General features: G+C 31.8%; 11 protein-coding genes. 9 read left to right on the top strand and 2 right to left on the bottom strand.

Annotated elements, in window-relative coordinates; genetic code table 11:
* Window positions 1-63 precede the first annotated feature (63 nt).
* From ilvB to acs, 4 genes are all read left to right on the top strand, one after another.
* The gene (ilvB, locus tag P0R33_RS00435; protein WP_276173611.1) at window positions 64-1752 is read left to right on the top strand and encodes a biosynthetic-type acetolactate synthase large subunit; all 1689 of its coding nucleotides are present in this window, start codon (window positions 64-66) and stop codon (window positions 1750-1752) included.
* A gap of 90 nt (window positions 1753-1842) precedes the next feature.
* Entirely contained in the window at window positions 1843-2364 is a 522-nt protein-coding gene (gene ilvN, locus P0R33_RS00430) for an acetolactate synthase small subunit (protein ID WP_144212769.1), read from the top strand.
* Between the two features lie 61 nt (window positions 2365-2425).
* Window positions 2426-3895 carry a ketol-acid reductoisomerase gene (gene ilvC / locus P0R33_RS00425; RefSeq protein ID WP_276173610.1) on the top strand — a complete coding sequence of 490 codons (1470 nt, stop codon included), beginning with the start codon at window positions 2426-2428 and terminating at the stop codon, window positions 3893-3895.
* Window positions 3896-4386: 491 nt separating this feature from the next.
* Entirely contained in the window at window positions 4387-6297 is a 1911-nt protein-coding gene (gene acs / locus P0R33_RS00420) for an acetate--CoA ligase (protein ID WP_276173609.1), read from the top strand.
* A gap of 155 nt (window positions 6298-6452) precedes the next feature.
* On the opposite strand, the gene P0R33_RS00415 is transcribed toward acs, so the two are convergent.
* Entirely contained in the window at window positions 6453-7049 is a 597-nt protein-coding gene (locus P0R33_RS00415; protein ID WP_276173608.1) for a 3'-5' exonuclease, read from the bottom strand.
* Between the two features lie 2 nt (window positions 7050-7051).
* On the bottom strand, window positions 7052-8965 hold the full coding sequence (locus tag P0R33_RS00410) for a DUF294 nucleotidyltransferase-like domain-containing protein (protein WP_276173607.1): 1914 nt from the start codon (window positions 8963-8965) through the stop codon (window positions 7052-7054).
* An 823-nt stretch (window positions 8966-9788) separates the two neighbouring features.
* Here P0R33_RS00410 and P0R33_RS00405 point away from each other — a divergent pair.
* From P0R33_RS00405 to P0R33_RS00385, 5 genes are all read left to right on the top strand, one after another.
* On the top strand, window positions 9789-10109 hold the full coding sequence (locus P0R33_RS00405; protein WP_276173606.1) for a hypothetical protein: 321 nt from the start codon (window positions 9789-9791) through the stop codon (window positions 10107-10109).
* Window positions 10110-10198: 89 nt separating this feature from the next.
* Complete coding sequence (locus tag P0R33_RS00400) at window positions 10199-11392, top strand: hypothetical protein (RefSeq protein ID WP_276173605.1); 1194 nt, start codon at window positions 10199-10201, stop codon at window positions 11390-11392.
* 285 nt (window positions 11393-11677) lie between these two features.
* Window positions 11678-12397: a hypothetical protein gene (locus P0R33_RS00395; protein ID WP_276173603.1), complete on the top strand. Its 720-nt coding sequence runs from the start codon at window positions 11678-11680 to the stop codon at window positions 12395-12397.
* 3 nt (window positions 12398-12400) lie between these two features.
* On the top strand, window positions 12401-12907 hold the full coding sequence (locus tag P0R33_RS00390; protein ID WP_276173602.1) for a hypothetical protein: 507 nt from the start codon (window positions 12401-12403) through the stop codon (window positions 12905-12907).
* A gap of 114 nt (window positions 12908-13021) precedes the next feature.
* A complete protein-coding gene (locus P0R33_RS00385; RefSeq protein ID WP_276173601.1) occupies window positions 13022-13417 on the top strand; it encodes a hypothetical protein in 396 nt (131 codons plus the stop codon).
* Window positions 13418-13476 lie beyond the last annotated feature (59 nt).

Genomic DNA, 13476 nt, shown 5'->3' with positions numbered 1-13476 from the left:
TTAAAACAATAATATCAAGAATCAATTAAAAAATTGAAATTGATTCTTGAAAAACAATATACTATGAGAATATCAGGGGCAGAAGCCGTTATAAGATGTTTGTTAGAAGAAGGAGTAGATTTGGTTTATGGTTATCCAGGTGGAGCAATCATGCCAGTTTACGACGAGTTATATAAATTTCAAGATCAGTTACACCACGTTTTAGTACGTCACGAACAAGGTGCAACGCATGCAGCTCAAGGTTATGCAAGAGCTACAGGAAAAGTAGGAGTAGCAATTGCTACTTCTGGACCAGGAGCAACTAATTTAGTTACGGGAATCGCTGATGCTCAGATTGATTCAACTCCAATGGTTTGTATTACAGGACAAGTTGGAAGACATTTATTAGGTTCTGATGCATTTCAGGAAACGGATATTATCGGAATTTCAACTCCGGTTACTAAATGGAATTTTCAGGTAACTGAAGCTTCTCAAATTCCTGAAATTATTGCAAAAGCATTTTACATTGCTCGTTCTGGACGTCCAGGACCTGTATTGATTGATATTACTAAAAATGCTCAATTTGATGAGTTTGATTTTAGTTATGAAAAATGCACTGGAATTAGAAGTTATGTTCCAGTTCCGAAATTAAATTTAGAAAAAGTTGCTGAAGCTGCTGCTTTGATCAATAATGCAAAAAAGCCATTAATCGTTTTTGGACAAGGAATTATACTTGGAAAAGCAGAAGAAGAATTTAAAGCGGTAATTGAAAAATCTGGAATTCCGTCTGCATGGACTATTTTAGGACTTTCAGCTTTACCGACAGATCACCCGTTAAATGTGGGAATGTTAGGAATGCACGGAAATTATGCACCTAATTTATTAACTAACGAATGTGATGTTTTGATTGCTTTCGGAATGCGTTTTGATGACCGTGTTACGGGCAATCTAAACACGTATGCAAAACAGGCAAAAGTAGTTCATTTTGAAATTGATCCTGCTGAAGTGGATAAAAACGTTAAGACAGAAGTTGCTGTTTTAGGAGATGTAAAAGAATCTTTGGCTGCTTTATTACCATTATTAGATGCAAAATCGCATGATTTATGGCTTAACGAATTTAAAGCTTTAAGAGAAGTTGAATTCAATTCTGTAATTAAAGAAGAGTTGAATCCAACAAACGGCAAGGGAATTTCGATGGGAGAAACTATCGAAATGATCAATAAACATTCAAAAGGAGATGCAATTATCGTTTCAGATGTTGGACAACACCAAATGTTTGCTTGTCGTTATGCCAAATTCAATTCAACCAAAAGTAATATCACTTCTGGAGGATTAGGTACAATGGGATTTGCGCTTCCAGCAGCAATTGGAGCAAAAATGGGTAAACCTGAACGCGAAGTTGTAGCGATTATTGGTGATGGTGGTTTCCAAATGACAATTCAGGAATTGGGTACCATTTTCCAAACTCAAGTTCCGGTTAAGATTGTTATTTTAAATAATGAATTTTTAGGAATGGTGCGTCAATGGCAAGAATTGTTTTTTGACAACCGATATGCGTCAACAAAAATGATTAATCCAAATTTTGTTGCCATTGCAGAAGGATACCATATTAAATCTAAAAAAGTAACAAGTCGCGATGATTTAGACGAAGCAGTAGCAGAAATGCTTGCTTCTAAAGAATCTTACTTCTTAGAAGTCATGGTGGAAAAGGAAAATAACGTTTTTCCAATGATTCCAACAGGAGCGTGTGTTTCAGAAATTAGATTAAGCTAAAGAAAAAAAGTTTCAAGTTTCAGGTTAAAAGTTTCAAGTTAAAGTTGGAACGTGAAACCTGAAATAAGAAAAACTTTAAACAAAAATTACATGGAAGATAAAACATTTACCATATCGGTATACTCAGAAAATAACGTGGGATTGTTGAATAGAATATCTGGAATATTCTTAAAGCGTCACATTAATATATTAAGTCTAAATGTTTCAGAATCAGAAATAGAGAATGTTTCAAGATTTATCATTGTAGTAAATACTACAGAGAAGTGGGTTCAGAATATTGTAGGCCAAATTGAAAAACAAATTGAAGTTATAAAAGCATTTTACCATACGGATGAAGAAACAATTTTCTTAGAAAATGCTCTGTTTAAAATTGCTTCAAGTTTGTTGTTTGACGAGAAACAAATTCAGAATATCATCAAAGAAAGCCAGTCTACAATTGTAACGGTTTCTCGTGATTTCTTCGTGATTTCAAAATCAGGAAGACGTTCTGAAATTGAAGAATTATACGAAAAATTCAAACCATACGGAATTATGCAGTTTGTACGTTCGGGAAGAATTTCAGTTTCAAAACAAAAAATGGAGATTTCTGCTTTGTTAGAAACCTTTAAATAATAAAAAAATCTTAGTTATATATCAATTATAAAATTTCATTTCATTAAATATTAAAACAAAAATGGCAAATTATTTCAATACATTACCACTTAGATTACAATTAGAACAATTAGGAGTTTGCGAATTTATGGAGCAATCAGAATTTGCAGACGGAATTGCAGCATTGGCTGGAAAAAAAGTTGTAATTGTTGGTTGTGGAGCACAAGGTTTGAATCAAGGATTAAACATGAGAGATTCTGGTTTAGATATTTCTTATGCATTACGTGCAGATGCAATTGCTGAAAAAAGAGCTTCTTTTAAAAATGCTTCTGAAAATGGTTTCAAAGTAGGAACTTACGAAGAATTGATTCCAACTGCAGACTTAGTTTGTAACCTTACACCAGACAAACAACATACAGCTGTGGTAAATGCTATTATGCCATTAATGAAAAAAGATTCTACTTTGGCTTATTCTCACGGATTCAACATTGTAGAAGAAGGAATGCAAATTCGTAAAGACATCACTGTAATTATGTGTGCGCCTAAATGTCCAGGTTCTGAGGTTCGTGAAGAATATAAAAGAGGATTTGGAGTTCCAACTCTTATTGCTGTTCACCCAGAAAACGATCCAAACGGTTTAGGTTTAGATCAAGCAAAAGCTTACGCAGTTGCAACTGGAGGACATAGAGCTGGAGTTTTAAGATCATCTTTCGTAGCTGAAGTAAAATCAGATTTAATGGGTGAGCAAACTATTCTTTGTGGTTTATTGCAAACTGGATCTATTTTATGTTTTGATAAAATGGTTGAAAAAGGAATCGATGCTGCTTATGCTTCAAAATTAATTCAGTTTGGATGGGAAACTATCACTGAAGCTTTGAAACACGGTGGTATTACAAATATGATGGATCGTTTAAATAATCCTTCAAAAATTGAAGCTTACGAATTAGCTGAAGAATTGAAAGATATCATGCGTCCATTATTCCAAAAACACCAAGACGATATCATTTCTGGAGAATTCTCAAGAACGATGATGGCTGATTGGGCTAATGATGATGTTAACTTATTAAAATGGAGAGCTGCAACTGGAGAAACAAACTTCGAAAAAACAGCTCCACAAGAAGCTCCAATCTCAGAGCAAGAATATTTTGACAACGGAGTATTAATGATTGCAATGGTTAAAGCTGGTGTAGAATTAGCTTTCGAAACAATGACAGAAGCTGGAATTATCGAAGAATCAGCTTACTATGAGTCATTGCACGAATTGCCATTAATTGCAAACACAATCGCAAGAAAGAAATTGTTCGAAATGAACCGTGTAATTTCTGATACAGCTGAGTACGGATGTTATTTATTTGATCATGCTTGTAAGCCATTATTGACTGAATTCATGAAAAAAGTTGAAACTAACATTATCGGAAAACCATTTTCAACTTCAAACGGTGTTGATAATGCTGTATTAATTGCTGTAAACAAAGAAATTCGCCAGCATCCTATCGAAGAAGTAGGAGCTTGGTTGAGAGAGTCTATGACAGCAATGAAGAAAATTGGATAATTAAGAAATTGGGAATTCCCGTAGAATTCGATTTTACGGGATTTGCACTGTATCAATGATTTATAATATTTTGAATTAGTAAGCACTTATTAAAATTAATAGATATAGATGCATATTGCATTCACTTAACTTCTGAAAAGTAAGTTAAGTGAAGCTAATCCCTTATAATGGGGTATATTTGATAAAATATACTTGTTGAAATTTCTATTGTAATTAATAATGATGCTGCTATTTCAAAGTGTATAAAAGCATTTGTAATGCAGTTTTACAAAATTAATTGTTATTGAAATTTGTTAAATTAAAAAGGCATAATATCTATTTATTATGCCTTTTTTTTCTTTTAACTTGTTTTAAAAACTAAAGATTTAAAACAAATGCAAATAATTATCATATTTTATTAAGAAAATGTTTTTTTTTGATAAAATTTATGAATTAAATTATTTTAAGAATACGTTCAGATTTAATACATTTATAAAAAAATTCAACAAAAGATGAGCTATTACAAAATTGAAAATTTAGAACAATATTTCAAACATTACAATAAGTCAATAAGAGAGCCAAGAAAATTTTGGGGAAAAATAGCCGAGGAAAATTTCACATGGTACCAACAATGGGAAAAAGTAGTTGATTTTAATATGGCTGAAGCTGAAGTAAAATGGTTTACAGAAGCTAAAGTTAACATTACTAAAAATTGTATTGATAGACATTTAAGCAAAAGAGGAGATAAAACGGCAATTATTTTTGAACCTAATGATCCTTCTGAAGAAGCTTTACATATAACGTATAATGAATTATACGAAAGAGTATCAAAAATGGCAAACGTTCTTCGCGAGCAAGGAGTTCGCAAAGGAGATAGAGTTTGTATTTATTTACCAATGATTCCAGAATTGGCAGTTTCTGTTTTAGCTTGTGCTAGAATTGGCGCTATACATTCTGTTATTTTTGCTGGGTTTTCTGCATCAGCGGTTTCAGCTAGGATTAACGACTGCGAATGTAAAATGGTTATCACATCAGACGGTGGTTATAGAGGAAACAAAACAATTGATTTAAAAGGAATTGTTGATGAAGCTCTTGAAACTTGTCCATCTGTAACAAAAGTATTAGTTGCTAAAAGAACTAATACTGATGTAAAAATGAAAGAAGGTCGTGATGTTTGGTTACAGCCACTTTTAGATGTTGCTTTAGATAATAGTGTTGCAGAAATTATGGATGCTGAAGATCCTTTATTTATTTTATATACTTCAGGATCAACAGGAAAACCAAAAGGTATGGTTCATACCACTGCTGGATATATGGTTTACACGGCATACACTTTTAAAAATGTTTTCAGTTATGAAGAAAATGATATTTTCTGGTGTACAGCAGATATCGGATGGATTACTGGTCACTCATATATATTATACGGACCATTATTAAATGGGGCAACAACTGTAATTTTTGAAGGAGTTCCTTCTTATCCTGATTTTAGCCGTTTTTGGGATATTATTGAAAAACATAAAATCACACAATTTTATACAGCGCCAACTGCAATCCGTTCGTTAGCAAAAGAAAGTTTAGATTATATTCAAAAATATCCTCTAAAATCTCTTAAAGTTATTGGATCTGTTGGAGAGCCAATTAACGAAGAAGCTTGGCACTGGTTTAATGACCACGTTGGAGATAAGAGATGTCCAGTTGTGGATACTTGGTGGCAAACAGAAACTGGTGGAATCATGATTTCTCCAATTGCATTTGTAACGCCAACAAAACCAACTTATGCAACATTGCCATTACCTGGAATACAGCCAGTTTTGATGGATGAAAAACGTAATGAAATCGAAGGAAATCAAGTAGTTGGAAGTCTATGTATTAAATTCCCTTGGCCTGGAATTGCTAGAACTATTTGGGGTAATCACGATCGTTACAAAGAAACGTATTTCTCTGCTTTCCCTGGAAAATATTTTACAGGTGACGGAGCTTTAAGAGATGAAGTTGGTTACTACAGAATCACAGGTAGAGTAGATGATGTTGTAATTGTTTCTGGACATAATTTAGGAACAGCTCCAATTGAAGATGCAATTAACGAACACCCAGCTGTGGCAGAATCTGCAATTGTTGGATTCCCACATGACATTAAAGGAAATGCTCTTTACGGTTACGTTATTTTGAAAGAAACTGGAGAGGTTAGAAATAAAGAAAACTTGTCTAAAGAAATCAACCAATATATTGCAGATCACATCGGACCGATTGCAAAATTAGATAAAATTCAATTTGTTTCTGGTTTACCAAAAACTCGTTCTGGAAAAATTATGCGAAGAATTTTACGTAAAATTGCAGAAGGAGATTTCTCTAACTTCGGAGATACTTCAACTTTGTTAAATCCTGAAGTTGTAGAACAAATTATGAAAGAAAGAATTTCTTAAGTAAAAATATAAATCAACAAAAAATGCCTCTTAATAATTTATAAGAGGCATTTTTTATTATTTTAAAATGAAATAGACTTCGACTTCGTTTAGTCTGATAATGGTATGTTATATCTAGTCCTTGTTTTTTAAAACTTTAACAAAGATTATTTAATTTATTTAATTCCCAATCGAGATTTTAATTTAAGAAATAAAAGTCCGATTCTGTAAGCATCTTCAGAAGAAGAATTTCTATCGCTTTTTGGAATTTTATAAATTTCGCATAAATCGTCTAACGAAAATTGTTTATCATTTATATCCGTCAGTTTTCTATACATCATATCTACGTCTAAAGCCTCATTTTTCAATCGGCCACAATCTAAACGTTCCAAAGCTGCATTTAGCATTTCGACATCAAAATTGATATGATGTCCAACCAAAATAGAATTGCCAATAAAATTAACCAAAGCCTCAAGTGCATCAGGTTCAGGCATTTTCATCATTTTGCTCTCAATGATAAATTCGTTTGAAAGTCCGTTGTCTTGTAAATATTTATATTGCAACAAAACTGTTTCAAAATTTTCTTTAATAACAATACTGTCATCTATTACAGAAAATGCTCCAAGAGAAAGAATAACATCTTTATCCGGATTAAGCCCAGAAGTTTCTGTTGATAAAACAACAAACTTATTAGGTTTAGTCTCGAATTTAGTTAAATAGTCCTTCCAGAATTCTGGATAGTCTTTGTTAATGTTTTTTAACCAGTCTAGCATATTTATGAGAATTGTGTCAATTGAAATTTACTCTTAATTAGTTCCTCAAGGTCTTTCATTGGGGCTAAAGCATTTTTTAATTTCTCTTTGTCTGTTTTTGACATTTCTCTTAAATTAATATATTGGCCAGAGTCGTCATTTTTTAATCCTTCAACAGTTCTAAATTTCGAAAGTGTTAAGAATGCCTCTGCACAGCTTAAGTATATTTCGGCATTTTTAGAATCTGTTATTGCTAACTGCTTGAATCTTAAATAGGTGTTTTGAATTCCTTTTATATTGGCATTTAATATCAGTAAACGAGCTCCATCAATTAATGGCATTAAGGCACGAGTTTTAATATCGAATTTATCTTTGTGTGGTCCTTCTTCTTCAACAATAAATTTCTTGAAAAAGCTTAAAGGAGAATTTCTTTTTAAAGCATCATTTCCTAAAAAATCAAAAAACAATGTGTTATTTACAGCATTTTTGAAAATCACGTTTTCGATAGCTTCTTCAATTTTTCCTTCTCCAAAAACAATTTCATAATCAAAGAAAATACTACTCAAGTCATTGCTATTTTCACCTGGGGTATTCATCCAACTATTATATTGTTTTGTCCAGTCACTCAATGATTTACACCAGAGCATATTGCTTCCCATGTGTCCATTTGGGCAATATTCGTAACCAACTTTTTCTAAGATAGAAGTAGTGCGCTTTGCTAATCTTAAGAAATAATCTTTCACTTCACGATATTTCTCAGGAGTAACATCTTCAAAAATCAAAATACTGTCCTGATCTGTAAGTAAAAGTTGTTCTTTACGCCCTTGACTACCAATGCTTAACCATGCAAATCGTGCAGGAGGGGAGCCTAAATCTAAAATTGAAAGCTCTACTGCTCTTTTTATAATGGCTAGATTAATTTCACTTGCAATATTACTGACATGCGAAATTGGAATATTTTTTTGAATTGAATTTTGAATCAAATCTGATAAACGATCACGAATCTGTTTTAAATCTTTTGGAAGTTGCGAACGTTTTATTTCTTTAATTAATACACCTGGGTTACTTGCTTGAGCAACAATAAGATCGTGCTCAGAAATAATTCCTTTTACTACAGATTTGCTAGTTCCGTCTTTTGTAACACATAAATGTGTAACATTGTGTTTTAGCATCAATAATTGTGCTTCGGCTAGAGATACATTTTCTATAACCGTTACTACTGGCGAAGACATGATTTTGTCAATAGTTTCGGTAATAGGATATCGTCCAGTCGCGATTTTTGAGGATAAATCGGCATTTGTGACAATTCCAATTGGGTGATTTTTTTCGCAAATTACGATATTGTCAACCATAGAATCTGTCATTAAAATAGCAACATCTTTAATGATAGAACTTGCTTCGGTTGTTAAAGGCGAATTATTGTAATTTAGTGATTGAATGTATTGCATTTCTGTCTGCTGATCTAAGAAATCAGTGTCAGAAATCAATTTGCCATTAGAACTCATACTGTCTTTTGTATGGCGTGAATTCACAGCAAAACTCTCTAAAAGAAAGTTCAATACATCAGAATTATTAGCTACAAAAGGTCTGAATACAGCAATCGGAATAGCATAAATTATACTTTCTTCACGTGCTTTTGCCGTCATCATATAATTATTCTTAGCAAAAAACGGGCGCAATCCAAAAATATCGCCTTCGTGACATTTGTTTAAAATCGTTTCTTCGGCGTCAGCAATCGTTGTTAGATTAATTACACCAGAAGCTACAACATAAAAACTATCATGAAGCGGATCATTATTTTGAAATAGTACTGCATGTTTTTCTAAGTTAATGACACGAATATTCGTAGCAATATCTGATAATTCTTGAAAAGTTAGATTATCAAATGGTTTGTATTCTTTCAAAAAATCTGCAATATGTTCAGCGACTGTATTCATATATGTGATAATTTATTTTTAAAGTATCGAATGTAAAAATACTAAAATAAAGTCTTACAATGAAAGTATCTTGAGCAGAATATAATTATTTTAAAGAAATGTTAAGAATTACTGATAATAAGGCGTTAAAAGGTTTTTTTTGGATTAAAAAACTCAAATCTGTTATTTTGATTTGACTTACAATTAAGGATTCTGAAAATCGTATAAAAGCAAATTTATTTATTTTTTTCTGAATTATTCGATTCTCGTGAATCGTATATTTAAAGTCATCTGGAAAATTAGGCAATCGATTTATAAAAACGAATTGCTGAGAATCGCATAAAATTAATTTTCTTGATAATATTTCGGAATATGAGATTCTCGCGAAATATTTTTTTCTTTTTTCAATAACAAGAAATGTAAAATTTAGATACAAAGAAGCAAAAGCAGACAGACTGAGTAAAGTCAAATGTTCTATTTTACATAATATAAATTATAGTTCATTTGTGATATAACTAATTAACAATTACAAATGGCTTTAAAACGTTCCTCTTTAGAGAATTATACGCTATTACTTGTTGAATTAAACAAGATGCGTCACACAAATTTTAGTGCAAAAACATTTTTGAAAAAAATGCGCCCATTTTGCAAAACCTCGCATTTAAAATACAAAACATTATTCCTAAGAATCCGCGGTTCAAATATAGGAATTACGATTCAAGTTTGTACGGATTGTTTTATAGTTACTCAATCTTTTTGTGTACATGAGTTTACATTTTACTGTAATTCAATGAAAACATTGCTTTCAAAACTTCTTAAACATAATCTTCTTATACCTTAATATATGTCTACAATTATACTTTTAATTCAAAAACGTGAAAATTTGATTTTTGAACTTGCTAGTTTGAATTTTGACTTAAATGAATATTCTAAGCATCCAGTTGAAACTGTTGATTTAATTCAATTAAAATTTCAACACGATTTTCTAATTAGAGAAATTCAGCAACTTGCTCATAAAATAAATATTTTATTCAATTCTCAAGTAACTAATTATAAAACCAAATTTTTAGAATCTGAAAAGAAAATTTCAGAAGTGATCTCTAAAAAAGAATTTACTGTTAATGATTTACCAAGAAATCATTATTCGTTGTGGCAAAACACCTAAAAAAAACATTTTACCACTCCCCTTTCGATTTTTCACTTGTTGCCGTAGGGTATAACGGCAACTAACTCACTCAAACCTACTAAAAAATAATGATTTCATATAAAGAAAGGCATCAAGCCCAAACTAAATTCAAAAACAATAATTTAAAACCTACTCTTATAAATATAGACTACTTAATTATTAATCTCGAGGGTCAACCGTTCGGAGAATTTCCTGAACATTCAAAATTTCGTTTAAAACCATACGAATATGGAACTAAGATTTTTGAGATTAGAGCAGATTTATATTATGAAGATTTAAAAATTGGAATTTATACTGCAAGACCGCGTTCTGCAATTATGAGTGAACAATTTGCTCAACTACAATTTGAAAACAACCTATTTTATACATTATCAAACGATGCCTTAAGAGGTGTCATTAATGCTTTCTGCGATGAAACGAACTACTTTTTTAAGTCTGTTAATAGACTGGATATATGCCTTGATAAGTCTGATATCAACAATTCTTACCGTAATTTATATAGTAATGTGGTTGCAGGTAATTACCTTATTTCTGGGCGTCCAAAAAATTTACAAAGCTATTTTGAAACCTACAAAGGAAAATCAATACTTAACGGTTTCCAAATCGGAAAAAGAACATCGGATAAAATAATACGATGCTATAACAAAACTCTCTCTTTGCAATTGACCGAAAAGCCATATATAAATGAATATTACGCAAATAACGGTTTGAAAAATGACAATGTTTGGCGTTTTGAATATCAATTAAATTCAGCGTTTTTTAGAGGTTTGAATGAGCATTCTAAAGTAGATGTAAATATCAGTCAGGCAATGACTTGGGGTATATTTGATAAAGCAAATCTTTATGAGTTATTGAAGATAGCAAATAAAGGTTTTTTTGAACTTCGTGAGAATACGGGAAAAAGTCAAATCAATAAAGAAAAGCTTATAACTCTATTTGATTTTGATTTTTTACAATCCCAAATAACAAAATTCAATCCTATAATCAAGCGTTTAAAAAAGGTTGTTCTTTCTTCGACAACAATAAAAAAACGTCTTGCAAAATCTCTGTTTAGAGAATATTACGCAAACAATCAAGATATATCTTATATCGTTGCTTTAAATCTTTTACTAGAAGATTTAGACATGATTACGGAAAAACCACTTATAAACTGGTTCAATAATAAATTACATTTTTATCTGCACGAATTTAGAACAAAGGAAAAATTAGTAAATGATTTTGATTCTGAATTATTCCACGAACATCAACTTTTATTTTTATAAGCCATGAAAACACAGAATACAAGCCAAAAAGTTACAAAAACTCAATTAATGCACATTCTTGAAGTCAGCTATCCGACTGCAAGAAAAGAGTATCAAATCATCTTAGATAGTCTTGCATTAAAACGGAAATACTTAATGATTTCTGATTTAATTGAGTACAAAATTCTTTCTTAAAATCGAAAAATTTAGAAAAAATTCGAAAGGAATGGAAAGAATTAGAAAACGTCAAATAATAGTTGTAATAACCTTTGTGAAAGAAATTTAAACAAATAAAATTTATAACAAATGAAAATTGCAACTATTACAGGCGTTACAAAATCGCCAGAATTACAAGTAACAAAAGCAATCGGTGCTTTGATTATTTCGAGTGATGTGCCTTTATCAGGCTTAAGTACTGAAAAAATTAGCATTTATATTGAACGTGGAAACGGCTCAAATGTCATTTTAGCAAATAAAGTTTTGCTTAAAGATTTCATTTTAGCAAGTACCTACGGAACAGAAAACACGCAATCCGATGATAATAATGCTATGATAGCATTATGTGAATTGGCAGATGAAGGTTCAATTTATCTTGCAGATAAAGAGAGTATTAAAATTACTCTTGAGGATTTACTTGCAGATAATCGTTACGATTTGCACGGTATTGAAGAACCACAACAAACAAACAATTTATTTTTCTTCGAACAAAAATCTGTTGCATCTGAGGAGTTCAACAAAAAAATTGATGTTCAGGGATTTGATTTGGCTGTCATGACTGTTGACGATTCAGTAAGCGATTTGTCTTACCAGTACTCAAATGGTCAGGTTGTAAAATATCTTCCATTCGAATTGCAAACTTTAAGCCGTGATATTGACCCAATCCAAGCAGTTCTTAGAGATGGAAAAGTAGTTCAAGGTTTAACGGATAGATTAACCTTGCCTTTAGTGGCTGTTGTTGGTATTGAAATCAATAAGTCGCAAGGCTCTATTATTAATTTCGTCGTAAGATGTTTAAAAACTGTGTAAAGTATGGGATTCTTTAAAAAAATTGGACAATCCATTAAAAAAAATGTCTCGTTCAAAAACTTGGTAAAAGTTGCGACTACTGCCGTTGGTTTTGTGCCAGGTGTTGGCGGGATTGCTCAGCAAGTAATTGGAAAAGTCACTGACGCGGTAGAAGCTAAAAAGCTTGCAAAAGAAGCTGAAGCACAAGGAAAACAAGCCGAAGCAGATTACTGGAATGCTCAAACAAAAGCTTTAGAACAAAGTTCTGCTAATACCGTTGGTACTGTTGCAGGTGCAGGTGCTAATATCTTCGCAAAATCTGTTGCTACTGGAATCAATGATGGTTTAAGTGCTGGATTTGTAGAGGGAAGCGGTCAGGTTGGTGCTACTGTAGTTAGCTCAACAATTAAGGTTTGGTTTCAAAGAAATTGGAAAATTGTTGTTGGAGCTGTTTGTGGGCTTATTGCATTGATTTGGTTTTTAAGAAGCGATCGCAATAATTCAGGTAAAAGAGTTGCGAGAAAAAGATAGCAAGCCCAAAAATTACTATCGAATCTATCTTATTGTATTTCTGATAGATTCGGCAGTAATCATAGTAAAAAAATTGGCTGAAATCATATTATTAATTAAACACATTATAAAATAATGGCAAATTATAAAAAGAATTATAATTCTAATAATCAGAATTATAACAACAATAAGCAGAAAGTAAAACATTCAGGTGCAAAGTCTACAACTTACACTCCTAACTCGGGTCCAAACAAAGGTGTAGAACAACATTTAACAACTGGTTGGAGATTAGCAAAAGGAGAATTGATTGCTATTAAATGTGTTACAACAACAAAATCTAATCTTTCTGAGAAAGGTTGGTTTGGTTCTGTAGCATGCACATTTACAAATACAAAAACGGGTGTTCAATCATTTCATTGGGGAACAATGCAAAAGAACGGCGGTAAAGTTGTAATTGACAGCATGGCGTTTGTAATTAATCCACGTGCAAAAAACGGAGGTTATGCGGGTACATTTATTCGTTCAAACTAATGTTTAAGGTAATATTAAAGTTTCTCCCTCTTATACTTCATGAGGGAGTTGATTTACTC

The sequence above is a fragment of the Flavobacterium sp. YJ01 genome (assembly GCF_029320955.1).
Taxonomy (GTDB): Bacteria; Bacteroidota; Bacteroidia; order Flavobacteriales; family Flavobacteriaceae; genus Flavobacterium.
Note: the sequence above shows the minus strand (reverse complement) of the source record. Positions and strands in the feature narration are given on the sequence as shown.

Bases quoted from the DNA above. Each gene is read 5' to 3' on its own strand.
- P0R33_RS00395 (WP_276173603.1), top strand. From the start codon at position 11,678: ATGAAAATTGCAACTATTACAGGCGTTACAAAATCGCCAGAATTACAA.
- P0R33_RS00410 (WP_276173607.1), bottom strand. From the start codon at position 8,965: ATGAATACAGTCGCTGAACATATTGCAGATTTTTTGAAAGAATACAAA.
- ilvB (WP_276173611.1), top strand. From the start codon at position 64: ATGAGAATATCAGGGGCAGAAGCCGTTATAAGATGTTTGTTAGAAGAA.
- ilvN (WP_144212769.1), top strand. From the start codon at position 1,843: ATGGAAGATAAAACATTTACCATATCGGTATACTCAGAAAATAACGTG.
- P0R33_RS00405 (WP_276173606.1), top strand. From the start codon at position 9,789: ATGTCTACAATTATACTTTTAATTCAAAAACGTGAAAATTTGATTTTT.
- P0R33_RS00390 (WP_276173602.1), top strand. From the start codon at position 12,401: ATGGGATTCTTTAAAAAAATTGGACAATCCATTAAAAAAAATGTCTCG.
- P0R33_RS00415 (WP_276173608.1), bottom strand. From the start codon at position 7,049: ATGCTAGACTGGTTAAAAAACATTAACAAAGACTATCCAGAATTCTGG.
- P0R33_RS00385 (WP_276173601.1), top strand. From the start codon at position 13,022: ATGGCAAATTATAAAAAGAATTATAATTCTAATAATCAGAATTATAAC.
- ilvC (WP_276173610.1), top strand. From the start codon at position 2,426: ATGGCAAATTATTTCAATACATTACCACTTAGATTACAATTAGAACAA.
- P0R33_RS00400 (WP_276173605.1), top strand. From the start codon at position 10,199: ATGATTTCATATAAAGAAAGGCATCAAGCCCAAACTAAATTCAAAAAC.
- acs (WP_276173609.1), top strand. From the start codon at position 4,387: ATGAGCTATTACAAAATTGAAAATTTAGAACAATATTTCAAACATTAC.